This window comes from Vibrio sp. Scap24, from assembly GCF_013394185.1.
Taxonomy (GTDB): domain Bacteria; phylum Pseudomonadota; class Gammaproteobacteria; order Enterobacterales; family Vibrionaceae; genus Vibrio; species Vibrio pomeroyi.
In genome coordinates this window covers 432837-451949 of the sequence record NZ_CP041333.1, presented here as the reverse complement: position 1 = coordinate 451949, position 19113 = coordinate 432837, and the positions used below count along the sequence as shown (strand labels likewise).

Here is a 19113-nt window from a genome sequence, read left to right as displayed (position 1 = left end):
AAAGGGTCTCTGTTTTACTTTCACTTTTGAAAAGTGAAAACAAACTAGTATGGCAACTAACCAAGGTTTTTGGTTGTCACTAAGAAGGTTTAATTCTCAATGACTGTTTGCCGGACTCAATGTGATTCAAACGAATTTGAATCGAATACAAGACACTTGAATGTGTTTGTTGTGTTTATACCGTTCTTATTAAATAAGAGCAGATAAACATTGAGAACTTTTAAATTTGATTTAAATAACTTCGTTATTCAAATCAGTCAGCTTTCCAAATTGTTAAAGAGCAAGAGTTTTTCAAGTTTTAAACTTTCAAAACCATTTTTAAAAACTCTCCGAGGAGAATGCTTAAAGATGGTGGGCGATACCGGGCTCGAACCAGTGACCCCCTGCTTGTAAGGCAGGTGCTCTCCCAACTGAGCTAATCGCCCATAAAGTTTCCTTTTGTCTTCACTTTTAAAAAAGTGAAAATAAAAGCCATTCTTATGGAAGGAATGGTGGAGCTATGCGGGATCGAACCGCAGACCTCCTGCGTGCAAGGCAGGCGCTCTCCCAGCTGAGCTATAGCCCCATATTTTTATTTCCTTGGGAGGAAATGGTGGGCGATACCGGGCTCGAACCAGTGACCCCCTGCTTGTAAGGCAGGTGCTCTCCCAACTGAGCTAATCGCCCCAAATTTTATTTCCTTGGGAGGAAATGGTGGGTCGTGCAGGATTCGAACCTGCGACCAATTGATTAAAAGTCAACTGCTCTACCAACTGAGCTAACGACCCAATGGTATCCCGTAGGGGAGTCGAACCCCTGTTACCGCCGTGAAAGGGCGGTGTCCTAGGCCTCTAGACGAACGGGACACTGGATTGAAGAACTTGGGAGTTCTTCTTCTCTTTGCTTTTCTAAACCTAATCAATCTGTGTGGACACTTATCGTGAATATCTTCGTATAAGGAGGTGATCCAGCCCCAGGTTCCCCTAGGGCTACCTTGTTACGACTTCACCCCAGTCATGAACCACAAAGTGGTGAGCGTCCTCCCCGAAAGGTTAAACTACCCACTTCTTTTGCAGCCCACTCCCATGGTGTGACGGGCGGTGTGTACAAGGCCCGGGAACGTATTCACCGTAGCATTCTGATCTACGATTACTAGCGATTCCGACTTCATGGAGTCGAGTTGCAGACTCCAATCCGGACTACGACGCACTTTTTGGGATTCGCTCACTATCGCTAGCTTGCTGCCCTCTGTATGCGCCATTGTAGCACGTGTGTAGCCCTACTCGTAAGGGCCATGATGACTTGACGTCGTCCCCACCTTCCTCCGGTTTATCACCGGCAGTCTCCCTGGAGTTCCCGACATTACTCGCTGGCAAACAAGGATAAGGGTTGCGCTCGTTGCGGGACTTAACCCAACATTTCACAACACGAGCTGACGACAGCCATGCAGCACCTGTCTCAGAGCTCCCGAAGGCACACCTGCGTCTCCGCTGGCTTCTCTGGATGTCAAGAGTAGGTAAGGTTCTTCGCGTTGCATCGAATTAAACCACATGCTCCACCGCTTGTGCGGGCCCCCGTCAATTCATTTGAGTTTTAATCTTGCGACCGTACTCCCCAGGCGGTCTACTTAACGCGTTAGCTCCGAAAGCCACGGCTCAAGGCCACAACCTCCAAGTAGACATCGTTTACGGCGTGGACTACCAGGGTATCTAATCCTGTTTGCTCCCCACGCTTTCGCATCTGAGTGTCAGTATCTGTCCAGGGGGCCGCCTTCGCCACTGGTATTCCTTCAGATCTCTACGCATTTCACCGCTACACCTGAAATTCTACCCCCCTCTACAGTACTCTAGTTCACCAGTTTCAAATGCAGTTCCGAGGTTGAGCCCCGGGCTTTCACATCTGACTTAATGAACCACCTGCATGCGCTTTACGCCCAGTAATTCCGATTAACGCTCGCACCCTCCGTATTACCGCGGCTGCTGGCACGGAGTTAGCCGGTGCTTCTTCTGTTGCTAACGTCAAGAGATAGCGCTATTAACGTTACCCCCTTCCTCACAACTGAAAGTACTTTACAACCCGAAGGCCTTCTTCATACACGCGGCATGGCTGCATCAGGCTTTCGCCCATTGTGCAATATTCCCCACTGCTGCCTCCCGTAGGAGTCTGGACCGTGTCTCAGTTCCAGTGTGGCTGATCATCCTCTCAGACCAGCTAGGGATCGTCGCCTTGGTGAGCCATTACCTCACCAACTAGCTAATCCCACCTAGGCATATCTTGACGCGAGAGGCCCGAAGGTCCCCCTCTTTGGCCCGTAGGCATTATGCGGTATTAGCCATCGTTTCCAATGGTTATCCCCCACATCAAGGCAATTTCCTAGGCATTACTCACCCGTCCGCCGCTCGACGCCCATTAACGCACCCGAAGGATTGTTAGTGTCGTTTCCGCTCGACTTGCATGTGTTAGGCCTGCCGCCAGCGTTCAATCTGAGCCATGATCAAACTCTTCAATTTAAAGTTTTGATTACCTAAATTAATAGGTGTGACTCAACGAATACTGACTTCAAAATCCATCCTCACTCGAAAGTAAGAAGTAATTCTAAAGCTATTATCTTTCCAACAGAAAGATAATGAATTGACTGTGCCAAATAACCGAGGTTATTTGTATTGGTCACTCAGTTCATTGAAATCAATTTTGATTCCGAAGAATCTGTTTTATCTAACGATAAAACGTTTTGATATTCATCAACGAGTGCCCACACAGATTGATAGGTTTAAATTGTTAAAGAGCTTTGCTTATCGAAACTTTCTTTTTACAAAGAAACCCTTGAAAGCGGACGTGAATTCTAGCGATTTAATCTTAAGTGTCAAACACTTTTTAAAATTAATTTCTTTCGAACTTTCCGTCTTGCTGATTACTGCTGAAGCCTTATGGCGTCTGCCGTGTCAGTGAGGCGGCATTATAGAGATCATCGAAAACATGGCAACCCCTTTTTTGATAAAAATTCAAAAAACTTGCTTAAGTGGCTACTTTTACGTCAAAAGGTTCTTTCATCGCTCAAAGCTCATACAATAATGGGCATATTACTTAAAACTTTGCGATTAGATCTTTCGAAAAAGCCTCTATATCTAGCTCAATGCTCCATTTCTCACTCAGTTCTAGGACGTTATCTAGCGATTGCTGAACTGTTTTTATCGTCAATGTGTTGTTGTCTAGGTCGTATACCTGTTTTTGCGTGGTGTAATAGAAGTAAAGGATAGCCAGCGCGTCTCGGTCGCCTTGCTCAGCTTTAGGTTGAATACGCTTGAGCTTACGATAGATTTGATTATGGACTTGTTTAAGGTTCCATACATAAAGTGCTTCTTTGAAGTAATCATGCCCTTTCACACGACTCGCGATAAATGCATTCAATGCGACTGAAAAGATCACACCTAATACGTTCAAATGGAAATTACCTGTCGATTCACCAGCGATTGATTGCCCTGAACCGAATAGGTCGATCAGTATGGTTCCGAATACAATGGCGAACACGGCGAGTGAACCAACCAACGAAACCAACAGCAGGTTCATCTTCTTTCTATATTCTTCTTTATTGATCTTCTGTAACTTCATCGACTACTTCCTTATGTAAGCCACCTAATAATTTGAGCATACTATCTACGTAAACATTGGGTCGCTTCAACCCTTACCATCTTGTAATGTGGTCATTCTCTATTTAATACGTAGAGTTCTTCTGGTTGGCGCTATACGCAACTCTATTTGACTTCATTAATAGAAAAGAGTTACATACCGCCACAATTTTGGTTATTCATCAATTCATGTTGATAAAGTTCATTTCGCTTTATCACATACTGACAAGGTACATTCTATGCGTTCATTTGTATTACGCGCGCGCGCAGCCCCTACAGAGAGCAAACTTATCTTAGAAGGTGTTGGGCAAGATGCTCATACTGAGATTTTGGCTCATACTCTGATGAACACGATCTTCGTTGCTCAATCTCACCGTGAGAATGTCACCGTGCACCTTGTATTAGAAAGTACTAAAGACTTTTCACGTACGATTACATTCGATTCAAACGAGATCACCAACATTGGTGGCTTCCATGAGTCTGCATTGTTATCAGCGGTAGTAAGAGCGGTTGACGCTTCTCAAGGTATGACAAAAGAGCAGACGCGTCAGGTTGAACCGGGCATCACCGTTCGTACGATGAGTTTTGAAAAGCTGGTTAAAGAGCTAGCTGAAGACCACCAGCTGTACATGATGGATAAGAAAGGCGACTTTATCCGTGATGCAGAGATTGCTGAAAACCCATGTTTCCTTCTAACTGACCACATCCCTATGCCGAAGAAGAGCTACAACAGCTTAAAGCGTCTGGGAACTGAGAAAATCAGTTTAGGTCCAAACATGTTGTTCGCTTCTCAATGTGTCGTGTTGATCAACAATGAGCTTGATATTCGCGGTTTCTAACTCGAAGAACACAATCACATTTAACAAAACACAGTGAACAAAGCCCGGTTATTCGCCGGGCTTTTGATTTTTTGGATGCTGAGAATCACTTCTATTATATGGCCAACTAAGCCCGTCACATGAGATCTCGCATTAGCGTCTCATATTGTTCGGACACCAATACCACCAGATGATTAAGCTCTTTTGCATCTTCCTCTGCCAATAAAAGTTGCCAATCTGTCTGTTGACCACTTTCATCTCGACCAAGCACTTTAGTCTTCCCTTTTTCAGCTTCAAAGGACAAGTGATTAAAGTCGGTATCATGATGTTCATGAGACTCTAAAATCTCAAACTCTAAATTTCCGGTTGGCTTTACTTGAATGTGGGCATGAAAATGTTGCTGATTCTGTAACTCATATTCCCTATGTATTGCGAACATACTCCCTCCTATAAACCTCAATCTAAGCTCGTAAACGATCTGTTAGAAATTACCCGCTATTCATAGGTTGCGCCTGAACAGCAAGTTTCTATACAAAGTGTAGGCTTCAGATTTCGGCACTAGAGAAAAATCTGCCTGCTGTTTGATACTAGACAAAATAGCGTTGAGTATTGTGACACTTCGATTGATCTTTCTTGACGGGTATAACCGAGCTCAGGAGTCCAATAGATATGACCAAATAATGAATTTATAAAACTTGCGCTTCGTTCCATTTCTAATGCCTGTTGGTCTGACCTTTACGAATAAATAGACATTTCTCTCCAACCTTTTGATTCGGCAGTTATACTTCCGATAAATCCGGTGAATTAATTTAAGGGAATGCATGTCAATTTTTACCGTATTCTTCTGTGGAACAGGATCCAACTCAGAAGACAACAATCACAAAAACTATGTGTCTGGCGAATTGATTTCGACGTTAGCAAAGAATGCAACGGGCAGAGACATGATTGACTACATTCAAGTGGATGGGGTTGGTAGTGGCAATCAGAACGAGTGGTTGAAGCAAGGCAAAGATGACACCTACTCAGCAGTGAGAGGAACGCTGCAGGGCAAAGGCATTGATAGCAATATGCGCCATGTTCTGAATATCTTGCGTGGAAACCAACAGGATAAGAATGACTATATGAAGCGAGCGAAAGGACTGCTCAGTGAGTCTCGCCCTGCCAAATCGGCTTGGCCTTTTGCAACCAACCAGAAATATCAAGATTGGTTGAAAGATTCGCAAGAATTAGCGGCTGACCTAAAACACGGTATGGCAGCGCGCCAACAGAACATTGCGATTGAGCGCCAAAGTAAACCGATTAGCCAAGTTAACATCGTGGGCTGGAGCCGCGGTGGTGTAAGTTGCTTTGAATTGGCGAACCGTATGCTCAAAGATCCCGAACTTAGCCACATCCCAGTAAACATCTTTGCGTGTGATCCCGTACCCGGAGGGATGAACGCATTCAAGGATTACAAATCACTCGGTAAAAACGTTAAACAGATAGTGTGTGTTTTCGCTGAAGACGAACGCTCACTCGCTTTCAAAGCAAGAATGCCCCGCTTGTCCCCTTCAACTAAATACTACACAACCTACATGCCTGGTCGACATGGAACTTTGGTTGGTAATGCCAATACCTCTGGCGGAAGCAAAGGTGCAGGATTACTCACTGGCCCCGGCCTTGTCACACGAGACTTCATGGAAAAGGTATTAACTGGTTGGGGAACGCAACTTAAAGCGAGCACAACATTAAACTTCTCACGACAACGCATCATCGAGTTATACGAGCAGATGCGCAGTCACGAAGAGTACTTCAATAAAATGCACGGCATGACTTACACTGCGAAAAACCGACTGTTATGGACAAGCAAAGATCGAATCGGTCAACAGAGAGAACGCCGTTACGGTATTCCAATGTATCGTTTTCAGTTTCCCGGCATAACCAACAACTACGGCGATGCGATTAATCGTCACCACTGTGATGTGTTAGCGACTAATGCTTTCGCAGCACACGGTACTTCAGCGGCAATACCAAACCCAGTCTGATACGTGGGGTTTGTTAGACTCATTTCAGGATGGACAACCCAAACAAAAAAAGAGCTCAACTAAGTGAGCTCTTTTTTGTTATCTGTACATTATTATCAATCGGGTTATCTAGGAATCAGACCTGATTAACCAAAGATGAAGCTGTATAGGAAGCCTGCACCCATCGCCATGCTTAGGATAACGAATAGGAATGCTGCAATCATTTGGTTTTTGAAGATTGATTTAAGCAGGATAACTTCAGTCAAACTTGCACCCGCACTACCAATGATCAATGCCATTACCGAACCTAGCGCCATACCTTTTTGTACTAGAGCTGCACTTAGTGGGATTACCGCTTCAGCACGAATGTAAAGTGGAATACCAATTACAGCTGCTACAGGAATCGCATACCACATACCTTCACCTGCGTACTGTGCAATTAAGTCTGTCGGAATAAAGCCGTAGATGAATGAACCAATCGCGATACCCATCATTAGGTAAGGGAAAACTTGTTTGAAGTCTTTCCAAGTTGAGAACCAAATTCTCATCCAACGGCTAGGCTCTTTCTTCTCTATGATTTCGGCAGTCGCGCTTCCATCCGTTGAACAGCATGAAACAGTAACTTGTGGCTCTTCTTTTTTAGAATCGCAGCAAGATGTCTCTTTCGCCATTACTGGTGCAGGTTCACCACATGCACTTGTGCCACATGAAGATTCAGCTTTTACTGGTGCAGCTTTCTTAGGAGCCGAGTCACCACAACTAGTACCACAACTTGAAGAAGAACCTGTTGATTCATACGCTTCTGCTTTTACGTAACGCTCAAAACCTAGTTTTTCTAGTACGTAACCTGCCACTACCGATACCGTCATTGCTACTAGGAAGTAGAACACCGCTACTTGCCAGCCGAACGTAATCACGAACAAACCAATGATCACTGGGTTCAATAGTGGGCTACCGAATAGGAACACCATCATTGGACCGAAACCCGCTCGTGCACGCAGCAATCCTTTTAAGAAAGGAATGGTCGAACATGAACAGAAAGGCGTAATCGCACCCAGTAGCGCTGCAACCACATAGCCCTTACCGTTACGCGAACTCAGAATAGATTGAATCTTCTCCGGTGTAAGAAACTCTTGCAGAATCCCAACAATGTAGCTGATCGCCAAGAAAAGGATGATTAGCTCTACTGCTAAGAAAGCGAACATATCAAGTGCGTCTTTTAGCATTGTTAACATTTCATTGCTCATAATTAACTCCAAACTGGATTGAAGGCCGGACTCTATGAGGAAAGTAACCAACCCTTAATTTCGAATATTCTCGAATTATAGAAATATTTAGTAACAGATCAAGCTTTATTTCGATAAAAATCGAATTGAATTTCAAAAGAACGGATTTTCAATGACTTACATAATCACGCTTTTTACATTTGTATTTGGGGTACATTTCGACTATTATCGAAATTAAATCTTGAGGAGTTAATATGAACTTAGAAGTCGTTGCGAAAGCACTTAAAGAGTTGGGGCACCCTATCCGCCTAACTATCTATAAGAGTGTCGTTAAAGCTGGCTACCAAGGCATTGCAGTTGGCGGCCTACAAGAAGAACTCGGTATTCCTGGTTCTACCTTGTCTCACCATATTTCAAGCCTAGCGTCGGCAGGCCTAATCAGCCAAAGGCGTGAGGGAAGAACCCTATTCTGCGTGGCAGAGTATGAATGCCTAGAAGGCGTGATTGATTTCTTACAAGACGAGTGTTGCGTGAATGAACAGTGTAACTAAAGCACCTTTGAATAGGGCTTCTTTGGAGTTAGAACAGGTTTGGGCTGAGTACCAACAAGCGTTAAAGTCTTTTTTGCATTCTAAGGTCAACAACACCGCTGATGTTGACGACTTGCTTCAAGAAATCTTGATTAAGACGTATCAGAACTTAGACAAAGTCAAAGATGCAAGCAGTGTGAAATCGTGGCTATTCCAACTCGCTAATCACACGATCATCGACTTCTACCGTAAACATGCTCGCCAACAGCGTGACAGCCAAATTGATGCTGAAGATCTTTGGTTTGCCGATTTAGACCACGACACTGAGTTTAAACAGAAGCTTTCATTGTGTATTGAGCCGTTTATTCAGGCATTACCAGAACAAAGTTCATCGCTACTGCTTGCTGTTGATATCAAAGGCCAAAGCCAGAAAGAGATCGCAGAGGCACAAAACATAAGCTATTCAACGGTAAAATCTCGCGTTCAGAAAAGTCGTGGGGATCTTAAGAACCTATTTGAACAGTGCTGTAATTTGTCACTGGATAAGCAAGGCAATGTGATTGATTGTGAGCTTAAGTCGGACACCGATTGCGGTAAGTGCTAATAGATGTACTGATATTAGTTAGCTCAAACCCGTTATTGAAATAGAACAAAGCCAGCAATTGATGCTGGCTTTGTTGTTTTCATAATCTGTAAGTCAGTTGGCTTAAGCTAGCCTAGTGCTTGAGCGAACCAAGTGCATGTGCGGACTTAGCTACGCGGCTTCCGCTTTGACGACCGGTTGATAGCGCCCCGGTTTATGGTTCATCGCCAAAATCAAGTTGGTGACTATCGCGCCCAGTACAGACAACAGAACCAATGACACATCAACGATAAATAGTGACAGCACAACAATCGTGCAGTCTAGTGCCATCTGAACCTTACCGGCACGAATTCCAAAACGTTCTTGTAGGAACAACGCGAGAATATTGAAGCCACCCAAGCTCATCTTGTGACGGAAGATCACCAGCATGCCGGTACCAATTAAACCACCGCCCAGTAACGCTGCATATAATGCATGAATTTCGGCAATCTGAATCACGTGATACAAATGATCCACGGCGAACGAAACAATCGAAACGGCAATAAAGGTATTGATAGTGAAGCGCCACCCCATACGAGCGACCGACAAAATATAGAAAGGTAAGTTAAGTGCGAAGAACACTTGGCCAAAGCTCAAGTCTGTCACTTTAGTAATGAAGATCGCTAGACCAGCCGTGCCTCCGGTGAGCAAACCGACCTGATTGAAAAAGATAACGCCGAGTGATACCAGTGCGCTACCTAAGATCAGCGCCAGTAAGTTTTCGCGAAGGTTATGATCTTTATCCATGTGAATGACTCTCCCTGAATCTTTTAACATCGCGTTTCAGTCATGTTGAAACGATTTACGCCCAAATTTACGATGTTTAGCAGATAAGTCGAGCGAACAGCCGATCTTGCGAGGTAATTAGTTTGTATATTAGTTTTTACAGTTTTGTGAAATCTCTCAATAAAGCAATCAGTTACGAACATGAAATTAAGTATCTATTCTGAATTACACACTTCTACCGTTGAATCAGTGAGCATAGCGTTTTCCTACTTATTGGTCATGTTTCATCCTAATTCCAGCGACGCATAGATATATGCATAAAACGCATAGACTAAATCACAAATGGTCATTTGATACATAACTCACTGGTCATTATGATGCGCGACTTCTTACAACATAGAGCGCATGTAGACACCTTATGTTTTCACAATCTCTTTTTGCCCAACTGGCCAGAATGACGTTATTCCTCGTCATTAGTTTGGTTATTGTGCATCACAGTCAGCCATTGATTGATCTCTTGGCTCAGCATGCCGTAAGCAGTGGTTGCCACCAACAGTCAGGGCATGATCATTCTGGGCACGAACATCACCATGAGATGACTGACCAACACATGTCAGCGCAAGACCACTCACATCACCACCATTAATTTAAGAGTATTAGAATGAGCATTTTCCGTTTTCCTTTACTGGTATGGCTTGGGATCGGCACACTTATTATCAGTCTAGGGATCAGACAATCATTCGGCATTTTCATGATGCCTATTTCAGAGCATTTCGGCACGGGTCGAGAGTTTTTCAGCTTCGCTATTGCTCTACAAAACCTGTTGTTCGGTGTGTTCCAACCTTTTGTTGGTATGGCTGCTGACAAATGGGGAGCAAGACGCATCATCATTGCTGGCGCATGTGCTTACGGTTTGGGTTTACTTCTTACATCAATTTCTACCGAATCAAGCATGCTTTACGTTTCACTAGGCGCACTGGTTGGCCTTGGGCTAAGTGCAACAAGCTATGTGATCGTACTAGGCGCTGTCGCGAAAGTTGTACCCGCAGAGCATGCCGCTAAAGCATTCGGCTTAACTACAGCTGCCGGTTCATTTGGTATGTTCGCAGTGATTCCGGGCGCGCAATACATGTTGAACGAATTTGACTGGCAGAGTGCGATGCAAGTGTTTGGCGTATTGTGTTGCTTGATGATCTCTTTTGCACTGTTCATGCGTGCGCCAAAAGCGGCATCAAACAAACAGGCACAAGCAGAAGACAATCAAACATTGAAAGAAGCCCTGTCTGAAGCGTTCTCTAACAAGAGTTACTGGTTGATTCATGCAGGCTTCTTTGTGTGTGGCTTCCACGTAATGTTTATCGCAACGCACTTACCAAGTTACTTAGCAGACAAGAATTTACCTGCGAGCAGCGCAGCGATGGCACTGGCTTATGTCGGTATCTTCAACATCTTCGGATCTTACTTCTGGGGTGTAATGGGCGATAAATTCAGCAAGCGTCATGTAATGTCAGCACTGTATTTAGTGCGCACTGTGGTTATTGGTGCGTTTGTGACTCTGCCAGTTACGGAATCAACCGCAGCTATCTTTGGTGCAGCCATTGGTTTCTGCTGGCTAGGTACTGTTCCACTCACTTCAGGCTTAGTTCGCCAAATCTTTGGTGCTCGTTACCTATCGACTTTGTATGGTTTGGTATTCTTCACTCACCAAGTAGGTAGTTTCTTAGGCGCTTGGGTTGGTGGTCGTATTTACGATTACTACGGATCTTACGAGCCAATTTGGTGGTCGACGGTGATATTGGCATTTGCAGCAGCACTTATCCACTTACCAATCAATGACAAGCCGATTGAGCGTATCAAATTGGCAATGGCTTAACATTTAACGCTGACTCCCCCAGCAGCGAAAATCGATAAGCAATCCAATAAGAGAGTGGATATTGAAAGGAGCGCATCCTGAGATATTCACTCTCTTTTTTACTGGGCTTTGAAATCGAAATTATAACTAGCGAAACTTGCATAAACCTCACTGAATAATAAGACTATTCCTGCCGTTTTACTTTATAGTATTCGTTCGCTCCTTTAGAACTTATTCGCAGGCTTATGGAATACCTAGATCAGACCGCCCTTATCGCGATGGCACTCATTTTTGTCGGCTCGTTTGTACAAACCGCAATCGGCTTTGGCTTGGCTATTGTGGCTGCCCCGTTGTTGTTTTTGGTCTCGCCTGACTATGTACCCGCGCCTATCTGCCTTGTTGGTCTGTTCATTTCTGTATTCAACGCGTTTAAACACCGAGCAAATATCTCGATTGGCGGATTAAAAATCGCACTGTTAGGCCGTATTCCGGGTTCACTGGCTGGCGGGGCTTTACTAGTGATGGTTTCTACAAGCGTATTATCACTGTGGTTAGGCTTATTGGTTGTATTCGCCGTGATTGTTAGCTTACTGCCGTTTAGGTTAGAACCGACGCCTGCCAAAATGGGCATCGCGGGATTCTTCTCAGGCTTCTTCGGTACCAGTTCAGGTATTGGTGGGCCGCCAATGGCACTACTGCTTCAACACCAAGATGCCAATCAACTTCGTGGTAACCTTTCTGCATTCTTTGTGTTTAGTTCTATCATTTCATTACTGGTACAGATCCCGATTGGCTTCTTCACTATGCACCATTTGATCATCACAATCCCGCTGCTTCCAGCGGCTTGGTTGGGTTACAAGGTAGCGTTATTGACGACGCAAAGCATTCCTAAAGAGAAGATACGTATCGGCTCTTTGTTGCTATGTTCTATCAGCGGCTTGACTGCCATTTGGCAAGGCTTAGCTGGCTAGTTCGAAGCAGAAGCTAGAAGCAGAAACATCGATAAAACAACAAACACGCAGATCCACCACCAAACTATTGAAAGGGCGTTCTATGACATACGATGAGTTCAATGCATTCTGTGAATCACAAGCAGCCACCAGCTATGTGATGCAATGGAATAACTCTCACGTTTGGAAAGTAGGTGGGAAGGTGTTTGCGATTGGAGGTTGGGGACCGAACGACGAGCCTGCATTTATCTTTAAGGCATCTGATCAGAATTTCGACTTTCTAAAAGAAGAGCCCGGTTATAAACCTGCGCCCTACTTTGCTTCACGCGGTATGAAGTGGATTCAACTGTTTGAGAGCAAACCAGAAAGGGATGAGGAGTTGAGATACTACCTCACTGAATCACACCGAATTGTCTCTTTAGGGCTAACCAAAAAGAAACAAGCAGAACTCGGGCTCAATCAATAGCTAGAATTTCTGCTTGTTAATAGACCACCCAATACTAGATAACCTTTCAAAACTTAGCCCGCTCTAAGGAACTTGGGCAATAGAGGCTCTATTTTTTGCGTAGGCACCAGTGGCACCAATAGATAGATTAAACCTGCAAAAGCAATAGACGCCGCTAAGTCTTCAGGGCGATGCATGCCTAGCCAAACACGGCTATAAGCAACGCCGCCAGCCCAAACCAACAAACCACCCACTAGGTAAAAGCGCTTCGCTTCTAAGAACAAGCCACCAAAGAACGCCAAACACACACCAACGAAAATCATGTGTCCAGACGGGAACGAATAGTCGGTTTCGCCAAGCCAGTGACGCGTTCGCCACTCACTGACCTTATATTGCACAGATTCGATCGCTACGTTCTTTTCTACCAATGGCAGTTCATAAAACAGCTCTGGCATTTCAACTACTTCTTGCGTAACTAAATACTCAGAGTAAGGGCGTGGACTCTCTGTTGAATGCTTTAAGAAGGTTTTCGCTGCAAAGCTAAGCACCAACAAAATGCCTAGTTGCAGACAAAGGCTGACCAATTTCGCTTTGGAAAACTTCATCGTGAGCACTACTAAAGACAAAACAGCGAGCGTTACCAAGAATCCTTGATTGCCTGCCGAGTAAGTCACGAAAGTCATGAAGGCGCCATAGAAAGGCAGAACCGCACTTCCAAGGTCGAAATCAGATCCAAAGATCAAAAAGGGTACGAGAGAATACAAACTTAGAACGAGCAGTAATAAGCCTTTGGATTTGTTAGAGAACAGAGAAGTCATGGCTAAGATCTTTTGGGTAAAGTGGTCGGATGCTATCGCAGCTTAGCATCGCCAATATCAATTTTATGTCAAAACGGTCAGTCAGCCGTCATGGTGTAACAATATTCGATTAATGCGGTGCTTGAGTATTGATTCGGTGAACCCTCACCTCATCACCAATAATCTTTGCCATCCATTTATACGCATACCGACAGTAAAACCAACTCAAGGCAAGCTGTACCGCACTAAACACAACGGCATTGTGTTCTGCTGATAAAGTGAACACTCACCGGATTATCAGGTTAGAATCTGAAAAACTTTGCTGTCAGTCCTTTAAATCCACTATTGAAAGGATTACCATCTGGTCTGCTTTCAAAGCAAAACAAATTATTAATTTTTATTCTCAGGGCGGGGCGAAATTCCCCACCGGCGGTATGTCCTTAGCAACATCTAAAGATAAGCCCGCGAGCGCTCGATTCGTCGAGGTCAGCAGATCTGGTGAGATGCCAGAGCCGACGGTTATAGTCCGGATGAGAGAGAATGGAAACACACTCGTTTAAGTTGGAAAGGCGTACCTATTTATTGGGTTCATGCCTCCAACTCGAACGGGTGCATTTCGTTTTGGATAAAACCATAATGAGCTAAGGCAAACTTGTAATGAGTCGGCTTTGTTGTGCTCGGTTGAGATCCCTCATACAGCCCTGATTCTGGTGATATTTTAGGAGTTTAACCATGAATCAGTCTTCACTACTTGCCGAATTTGGCGAACCAATCACTCGCGTTGAAAACGCACTGCAAGCTCTGCGCGAAGGTCGTGGCGTACTTTTACTTGACGATGAAGATCGCGAGAACGAAGGCGACATCATCTACTCAGTAGAACATCTAACCAATGCTCAAATGGCGCTAATGATCCGTGAATGCAGCGGCATCGTGTGCCTGTGTCTAACTGACGAGCAAGCAAACCAACTTGAACTTCCACCTATGGTTGTTGATAACAACAGCGCAAACCAAACTGCGTTTACCGTAACTATCGAAGCAAAAGTGGGCGTAACAACAGGTGTTTCTGCCGCTGACCGTGTAACAACGATCAAAACAGCTGCTAACCCAACAGCTAAGCCGACTGACCTTGCTCGCCCTGGCCACGTATTCCCACTGCGTGCTCGCAAAGGTGGTGTACTTGCTCGCCGCGGCCACACAGAAGGTACTGTGGATCTGATGCAAATGGCTGGTCTTCAATCGGCAGGTGTACTGTGTGAAGTAACCAACCCAGACGGCACAATGGCAAAAGCGCCAGAGATCGTTGCTTTCGGTAAACTGCACAACATGCCAGTACTGACCATTGAAGATATGGTTATGTACCGCACTGAGTTCGATCTTAAGCTTGCATAACGTTTAGCCTTCAATGCTAAACACTTAGCATTGAAGCTAACTACAGTGCGAAATGAACACTGAAAGGCCTCACTCTTACTACTTTTTATAATTAGAAGCATATAAGGGTGAGGCCTTTTTAATTTCCGCAACTTAAAACGAACCAAAGATGGATCGCCAAAGTGTCTCTACTTATCGAAACCTCCCCAACCTAATCGTTAGAAAAGCGTAACCTCTCAAAAAATCCTGCAAAATATGAGAAATATTCACTCGAATGGTGAAGTCATGCACCATGATTGATCATCCATAATTAGACTAAAAACATAACCCAATGAAATATAACACTTATTTATTTTGGCACGGTGTCTGCACTACCACTAAGTAGGTATACAAATATTAGGAGTTGAATATGTTTGTAGTTATTTCAGTGGGGTTATCCCTATTAGTTCTTGCAGCCCTGTTTCATTTCTCAAGGAAGAGACAAACAGCGCTATCACACAGGTTTGAAACCTTAGTTCTGCTTAGAGAGTTATTGTTGTTATCACGCAAACACCGCGCAGCAACGCATTACGCTCTAGCGTATAAATTGTCTAGCGACTCGATTCGCAAAGTGAACGAGATTTACGACAACATACTTGAGGTATCTGAGCTGCTTCAGTCTCATGTGTCGTTTGATAGCCGCCCTATGTATCGCATCTATCACCTCAAGCTCATCGCCATGCACAGCGATTGGCAAAACCGTAGCTTGGTGCGTAACCAATCGATTCATGGCAAAACGATTCGTCATAGCATGTTCTTGATGGATGAAGTGATGATCATTTGGCTGATTCAGTCTGAACGAGAAGACATGAGCCGTGAGTACCACATGAATTGGCAACAGATCTTGGATTGCATGGAGATCCTGACCAAGCTCAGAATGTGTATTCCAGATATGGAAAAGCCTGAGGAGTATTTAAGATTCAAATTCTACGCGTCTCAGACACACAGAAAACTCAACCAATTATCGATTATCTGCCCAATTAGCAGTGGGTCACCAGTTTGTACGCGAGCGATGCATGCACTTACAGAGATTGCATCAAGCAACGAAGCGACCCAACCGGCAGATAGCATGTACGAATTAACCAGTGATATCTCTAGCGTCGTGTCGCAAGTCTACGACCAAGTATTATCCGACATTACGAGAAGCTTGTATCAGCCTTTACCAGACATCAACGAAAAGGTGATAAATACTCGACTATCCGTACATCATTACATGTAAAGACTTCGTGAGAGGAGAGCGTGCTGGAACTCTGAATTATTGAGTTCAAATCCGATATCACCATTGATATCGGATTTTTGTATTTATGGGCTTCTAAATTTCTGTCGCTGTATATCATTGCCTATGAAGTTTCAAACATCACCGGACTTGATATCGCTAGCCCAAGCTTGTGCCGCAAAATCAATGAACTGACGAACAACCGGAAGCTGATAACTGCGAGACAGATACACCGCCCAAAGCACGCTGCTTGGCGAAACAAACTCATCCAATATTCGTATCAATTTGCCATTCGCAATCAGTGGGTTGGCTAAGTCACAAGGTAAACGAACTACCCCTTTCCCGTGCTGTGCGGCGCGAGTTAGCACTCCAACATCATTGGCCTTGATAGTGCCAGACACCTCAACCGAATAGTGCTGATTATCCTTAACGAAATCCCACTTCGAAACATTCAAATGACGAAAGCAATTATGTTGTCGAAGCGCTTCGACCGTTTCAGGCTCACCATGTTTGTCCAAGTAGGCTTGCGAGGCACACACCACTGAATCAATTACCATTAGCTTTCGTGCAATCAAACTATCGTCAGGTTGATCAGTGTAGCGAAGTGCAATATCGATTCTCTCATCCACCAGCTGAGTAAAACGGTCTGAAGCAAACAATTCAACCGTAATATTAGGGTGGCGCTCGGTGAACTGTTCCACCACATCCAACAACATGTGTTGAGTTAAACCAATGGGAGCAGCAATTCGAATGGTTCCAGAAAGATCATCGGTTTGATTGAGTGAAGTAACTTCTAGCTCAGCGGTCTCATGGAGGATCTTCTCACAGCGCTGCAGAGCGATTTCCCCAGCCGCGGTTAAGCTCACCTTTCGAGTTGTCCTATGTAATAGCCTCTGCTTCAACCACCCTTCTATCTCTTGAACATGACGTGAAACCTGCAACCGACTCATGTCCAAATGCTCAGCTGCTTGGGTGAAGCTGGCACAATTCGCAACTTCGACAAAGCTACGCATTGCCGTCAACCTATCCATCACACTCTCCTTGAACTATTTCGTAGCTAGTCGAATCTTATTAGATCACTATATAGATACAATCTACATCATTTTGCGATATTTATCGCAACCTAGTGAGCTATTAGACTGCAATGGCTGTCGAGAAAACGAATCAATAAATTAGATAATTGGAGAGACATTATGAAAATTGCAGTATTAGGCGCATCAGGTTGGATTGGTAGTCACATCGCTCAAGAAGCTCAATCTCGTGGTCACGACGTCGTTGCTATTGTAAGAGATACAAACCGCGTAGAAACCCAAGGCATTGAAGTTCGTTCATTTGATTTACAAGACGAAGCTGCAAATCTAGCAAACGCACTAACCGGCGTTGATGCAGTAATTACTTCGATCGGAGGACGTGCTCTGGGTAATCACGACATCGTAAAAAACACTGCGGCTAAATTGCTGGCAACATTACCGAGCATCGGTATCGAGCGCCTACTGTGGGTTGGCGGTGCAGGCTCATTAGAAGTAGCGCCAAACGTACCGCTAGTGACCGTTCCTGACTTCCCTGCGGATTACAAAAACGAAGCGCTAGCACAGGGCGAAGCTCTTGAAGTGTTCAAGCAATCGAACAGCGAAGTTAATTGGACGTTCGTTAGCCCTGCAGCAGAAATATTCCCGGGCGAGAAACTATCGACCTACCGTACTGGTGGCGACCAACTGCTCACCGACGAAGGTGGCAACAGCAAAATATCCGTCAGCGACTACGCTATCGCGATGATTGATGAGCTCGAAGCTGGCAAGTTCCCGCGCCAACGTATTGGTGTCGCTTATTAGTTGTTTCATCGACGAGCAGCTATTTAATTGCATCGCTTACTAGTAGCTCTTTATTAGTAGATTGGCTTGCTAACTTTTCAACTTGCCCTATTGCCGCTTAATCCCACTGGTTAAGCGGCTTTTTCGTAATCTCCCATAAGTCCCATAATTAACTTGGCATCTTTTGCTAGCGGCATGTCGTGATGCGCGAGTGCGTGGCGCGATGGGATACCCTACTATTTACCTCGTCAGCAACAATATTCACAACAAGAATAATCAAAACAACGAGGAATCCCTATGAACACTTCAAACATTGCTTTAATCACTGGTGCATCAGGTGGTATCGGTCTTGAACTTGCAAAAATACATGCAAAGAAAGGTGGTGACCTTGTTCTTGTTGCTCGCACGCTGCCAAAACTCGAAGCGCTAAAAGCTGAGATTGAAAGCCAATATAAAGTCTCGGTTCATGTGATTTCTGAAGATCTGAGTGACCCTCAAAGCCCGCAACGAATCTTCGATTACACAGAAAGTCGTGGGCTTGAGATAAGCACTCTGGTCAACAACGCTGGCTTCGGTGGTCATGGGCTGTTTCATGAGCGAGCGCTAGACGCCGACTTATCGATGATTCAAGTAAACATCAATGCACTGGTATCACTGACGCACTTATACCTACAAGGCATGGTTGGGCGTAACCACGGTAAAGTGTTAAACGTGTCATCGACCGCTTCTTTCCTACCCGGCCCATTACAAGCGGTGTACTACGCAACGAAATCATTCGTGACGTCCTTCTCTCAAGCTATCGCTCAAGAACTAGAAGGCAGTAACGTCACTGTGACAGCGCTATGCCCAGGTACGGTGAAAACAGGGTTTGTTGAAGCTGGCGACCTGAAAGGTGTCGACGCTTGGAAAAACGCGAAGTCACCAGAGTCTGTCGCTCAAATCGGTTATCAAGCGATGGAAAAAGGCGAGTTGGTGGCGTTTAATGAGAAAGGACTAAAGTTCATGCTTGAATGGATTATCCCATTTATACCAAGAAAAATGGTGTTGAAAATGTCTCGCCAATCAATGGAAAAGCAGTAAAACAGCTTAGCATTAATGAACGTAC

At 44.6% G+C, this 19113-nt stretch carries 18 protein-coding genes, 5 tRNA genes, 1 rRNA gene and 1 riboswitch; of the genes, 12 read left to right on the top strand and 12 right to left on the bottom strand.

Annotated features, from left to right (window positions below; translation table 11 throughout):
- Window positions 1-349: 349 nt before the first annotated feature.
- The 7 genes from FLM53_RS17635 to FLM53_RS17605 form a co-directional block, all read right to left on the bottom strand.
- Window positions 350-425 (bottom strand) — tRNA-Val (locus tag FLM53_RS17635).
- Window positions 426-489: 64 nt separating this feature from the next.
- Window positions 490-565, bottom strand: a tRNA-Ala gene (locus FLM53_RS17630).
- A 25-nt stretch (window positions 566-590) separates the two neighbouring features.
- A tRNA-Val gene (locus tag FLM53_RS17625) sits at window positions 591-666 on the bottom strand.
- 25 nt (window positions 667-691) lie between these two features.
- Window positions 692-767 (bottom strand) — tRNA-Lys (locus FLM53_RS17620).
- Between the two features lie 2 nt (window positions 768-769).
- Window positions 770-845 (bottom strand) — tRNA-Glu (locus tag FLM53_RS17615).
- A gap of 89 nt (window positions 846-934) precedes the next feature.
- Window positions 935-2489: ribosomal RNA gene (locus FLM53_RS17610) — 16S ribosomal RNA — on the bottom strand.
- Window positions 2490-3063: 574 nt separating this feature from the next.
- Complete coding sequence (locus tag FLM53_RS17605; protein WP_176678804.1) at window positions 3064-3588, bottom strand: DUF3087 family protein; 525 nt, start codon at window positions 3586-3588, stop codon at window positions 3064-3066.
- 256 nt (window positions 3589-3844) lie between these two features.
- Here FLM53_RS17605 and trmY point away from each other — a divergent pair, with 256 nt between their 5' ends.
- Complete coding sequence (gene trmY / locus FLM53_RS17600) at window positions 3845-4444, top strand: tRNA (pseudouridine(54)-N(1))-methyltransferase TrmY (RefSeq protein ID WP_004733046.1); 600 nt, start codon at window positions 3845-3847, stop codon at window positions 4442-4444.
- A gap of 115 nt (window positions 4445-4559) precedes the next feature.
- Here trmY and FLM53_RS17595 read toward each other — a convergent pair whose 3' ends face one another.
- Window positions 4560-4862 (bottom strand): hypothetical protein, encoded by a 303-nt coding sequence (locus FLM53_RS17595; RefSeq protein ID WP_076656387.1) that lies wholly within the window; start codon window positions 4860-4862, stop codon window positions 4560-4562.
- A gap of 382 nt (window positions 4863-5244) precedes the next feature.
- Between FLM53_RS17595 and FLM53_RS17590 the strand changes: the two genes are divergently transcribed.
- Window positions 5245-6447 (top strand): hypothetical protein, encoded by a 1203-nt coding sequence (locus FLM53_RS17590; protein WP_176678805.1) that lies wholly within the window; start codon window positions 5245-5247, stop codon window positions 6445-6447.
- A gap of 125 nt (window positions 6448-6572) precedes the next feature.
- Here the strand turns inward: FLM53_RS17590 and FLM53_RS17585 are convergent, their stop codons facing one another.
- Window positions 6573-7673 (bottom strand): permease, encoded by a 1101-nt coding sequence (locus tag FLM53_RS17585; RefSeq protein ID WP_176678806.1) that lies wholly within the window; start codon window positions 7671-7673, stop codon window positions 6573-6575.
- 233 nt (window positions 7674-7906) lie between these two features.
- Between FLM53_RS17585 and FLM53_RS17580 the strand changes: the two genes are divergently transcribed.
- A complete protein-coding gene (locus FLM53_RS17580; protein WP_004733042.1) occupies window positions 7907-8203 on the top strand; it encodes a helix-turn-helix transcriptional regulator in 297 nt (98 codons plus the stop codon).
- A complete protein-coding gene (gene sigZ / locus FLM53_RS17575) occupies window positions 8187-8786 on the top strand; it encodes an RNA polymerase sigma factor SigZ (protein ID WP_176678807.1) in 600 nt (199 codons plus the stop codon). Before FLM53_RS17580 ends, sigZ begins: the two co-directional genes overlap by 17 nt.
- Window positions 8787-8936: 150 nt before the next feature.
- Here the strand turns inward: sigZ and FLM53_RS17570 are convergent, their stop codons facing one another.
- Window positions 8937-9551 (bottom strand): YitT family protein, encoded by a 615-nt coding sequence (locus FLM53_RS17570; RefSeq protein WP_017065874.1) that lies wholly within the window; start codon window positions 9549-9551, stop codon window positions 8937-8939.
- Window positions 9552-9948: 397 nt separating this feature from the next.
- Here FLM53_RS17570 and FLM53_RS17565 point away from each other — a divergent pair, with 397 nt between their 5' ends.
- From FLM53_RS17565 to FLM53_RS17550, 4 genes are all read left to right on the top strand, one after another.
- On the top strand, window positions 9949-10176 hold the full coding sequence (locus tag FLM53_RS17565; protein WP_076668359.1) for a hypothetical protein: 228 nt from the start codon (window positions 9949-9951) through the stop codon (window positions 10174-10176).
- 15 nt (window positions 10177-10191) lie between these two features.
- Window positions 10192-11403, top strand: coding sequence for an MFS transporter (locus tag FLM53_RS17560; RefSeq protein ID WP_176678808.1), 1212 nt, complete (start codon window positions 10192-10194; stop codon window positions 11401-11403).
- 224 nt (window positions 11404-11627) lie between these two features.
- Window positions 11628-12353 carry a sulfite exporter TauE/SafE family protein gene (locus FLM53_RS17555; protein ID WP_176678809.1) on the top strand — a complete coding sequence of 242 codons (726 nt, stop codon included), beginning with the start codon at window positions 11628-11630 and terminating at the stop codon, window positions 12351-12353.
- 82 nt (window positions 12354-12435) lie between these two features.
- Window positions 12436-12798 (top strand): MmcQ/YjbR family DNA-binding protein, encoded by a 363-nt coding sequence (locus FLM53_RS17550; protein ID WP_176678810.1) that lies wholly within the window; start codon window positions 12436-12438, stop codon window positions 12796-12798.
- A 53-nt stretch (window positions 12799-12851) separates the two neighbouring features.
- Here FLM53_RS17550 and FLM53_RS17545 read toward each other — a convergent pair whose 3' ends face one another.
- A complete protein-coding gene (locus FLM53_RS17545) occupies window positions 12852-13595 on the bottom strand; it encodes a phosphatase PAP2 family protein (RefSeq protein ID WP_176678811.1) in 744 nt (247 codons plus the stop codon).
- A gap of 374 nt (window positions 13596-13969) precedes the next feature.
- A riboswitch (FMN riboswitch) is annotated at window positions 13970-14120 on the top strand.
- A gap of 186 nt (window positions 14121-14306) precedes the next feature.
- Here FLM53_RS17545 and ribB point away from each other — a divergent pair.
- Both ribB and FLM53_RS17535 read left to right on the top strand, forming a co-directional pair.
- On the top strand, window positions 14307-14963 hold the full coding sequence (ribB, locus tag FLM53_RS17540; RefSeq protein ID WP_017054827.1) for a 3,4-dihydroxy-2-butanone-4-phosphate synthase: 657 nt from the start codon (window positions 14307-14309) through the stop codon (window positions 14961-14963).
- Window positions 14964-15351: 388 nt separating this feature from the next.
- Window positions 15352-16200, top strand: coding sequence for a hypothetical protein (locus FLM53_RS17535; RefSeq protein ID WP_057623828.1), 849 nt, complete (start codon window positions 15352-15354; stop codon window positions 16198-16200).
- A 131-nt stretch (window positions 16201-16331) separates the two neighbouring features.
- On the opposite strand, the gene FLM53_RS17530 is transcribed toward FLM53_RS17535, so the two are convergent.
- Window positions 16332-17228: a LysR family transcriptional regulator gene (locus FLM53_RS17530; protein ID WP_105057930.1), complete on the bottom strand. Its 897-nt coding sequence runs from the start codon at window positions 17226-17228 to the stop codon at window positions 16332-16334.
- Between the two features lie 162 nt (window positions 17229-17390).
- Here FLM53_RS17530 and FLM53_RS17525 point away from each other — a divergent pair, with 162 nt between their 5' ends.
- A complete protein-coding gene (locus FLM53_RS17525) occupies window positions 17391-18029 on the top strand; it encodes an NAD(P)-dependent oxidoreductase (RefSeq protein WP_176678812.1) in 639 nt (212 codons plus the stop codon).
- A 276-nt stretch (window positions 18030-18305) separates the two neighbouring features.
- Window positions 18306-19088: an SDR family oxidoreductase gene (locus tag FLM53_RS17520; RefSeq protein WP_176678813.1), complete on the top strand. Its 783-nt coding sequence runs from the start codon at window positions 18306-18308 to the stop codon at window positions 19086-19088.
- Window positions 19089-19113: the final 25 nt, after the last annotated feature.

What these genes read in the sequence shown, in the direction of transcription:
- FLM53_RS17605 (WP_176678804.1), bottom strand. Translation starts at nt 3,588, where the DNA reads ATGAAGTTACAGAAGATCAATAAAGAAGAATATAGAAAGAAGATGAAC.
- trmY (WP_004733046.1), top strand. Translation starts at nt 3,845, where the DNA reads ATGCGTTCATTTGTATTACGCGCGCGCGCAGCCCCTACAGAGAGCAAA.
- FLM53_RS17595 (WP_076656387.1), bottom strand. Translation starts at nt 4,862, where the DNA reads ATGTTCGCAATACATAGGGAATATGAGTTACAGAATCAGCAACATTTT.
- FLM53_RS17590 (WP_176678805.1), top strand. Translation starts at nt 5,245, where the DNA reads ATGTCAATTTTTACCGTATTCTTCTGTGGAACAGGATCCAACTCAGAA.
- FLM53_RS17585 (WP_176678806.1), bottom strand. Translation starts at nt 7,673, where the DNA reads ATGAGCAATGAAATGTTAACAATGCTAAAAGACGCACTTGATATGTTC.
- FLM53_RS17580 (WP_004733042.1), top strand. Translation starts at nt 7,907, where the DNA reads ATGAACTTAGAAGTCGTTGCGAAAGCACTTAAAGAGTTGGGGCACCCT.
- sigZ (WP_176678807.1), top strand. Translation starts at nt 8,187, where the DNA reads ATGAACAGTGTAACTAAAGCACCTTTGAATAGGGCTTCTTTGGAGTTA.
- FLM53_RS17570 (WP_017065874.1), bottom strand. Translation starts at nt 9,551, where the DNA reads ATGGATAAAGATCATAACCTTCGCGAAAACTTACTGGCGCTGATCTTA.
- FLM53_RS17565 (WP_076668359.1), top strand. Translation starts at nt 9,949, where the DNA reads ATGTTTTCACAATCTCTTTTTGCCCAACTGGCCAGAATGACGTTATTC.
- FLM53_RS17560 (WP_176678808.1), top strand. Translation starts at nt 10,192, where the DNA reads ATGAGCATTTTCCGTTTTCCTTTACTGGTATGGCTTGGGATCGGCACA.
- FLM53_RS17555 (WP_176678809.1), top strand. Translation starts at nt 11,628, where the DNA reads ATGGAATACCTAGATCAGACCGCCCTTATCGCGATGGCACTCATTTTT.
- FLM53_RS17550 (WP_176678810.1), top strand. Translation starts at nt 12,436, where the DNA reads ATGACATACGATGAGTTCAATGCATTCTGTGAATCACAAGCAGCCACC.
- FLM53_RS17545 (WP_176678811.1), bottom strand. Translation starts at nt 13,595, where the DNA reads ATGACTTCTCTGTTCTCTAACAAATCCAAAGGCTTATTACTGCTCGTT.
- ribB (WP_017054827.1), top strand. Translation starts at nt 14,307, where the DNA reads ATGAATCAGTCTTCACTACTTGCCGAATTTGGCGAACCAATCACTCGC.
- FLM53_RS17535 (WP_057623828.1), top strand. Translation starts at nt 15,352, where the DNA reads ATGTTTGTAGTTATTTCAGTGGGGTTATCCCTATTAGTTCTTGCAGCC.
- FLM53_RS17530 (WP_105057930.1), bottom strand. Translation starts at nt 17,228, where the DNA reads ATGGATAGGTTGACGGCAATGCGTAGCTTTGTCGAAGTTGCGAATTGT.
- FLM53_RS17525 (WP_176678812.1), top strand. Translation starts at nt 17,391, where the DNA reads ATGAAAATTGCAGTATTAGGCGCATCAGGTTGGATTGGTAGTCACATC.
- FLM53_RS17520 (WP_176678813.1), top strand. Translation starts at nt 18,306, where the DNA reads ATGAACACTTCAAACATTGCTTTAATCACTGGTGCATCAGGTGGTATC.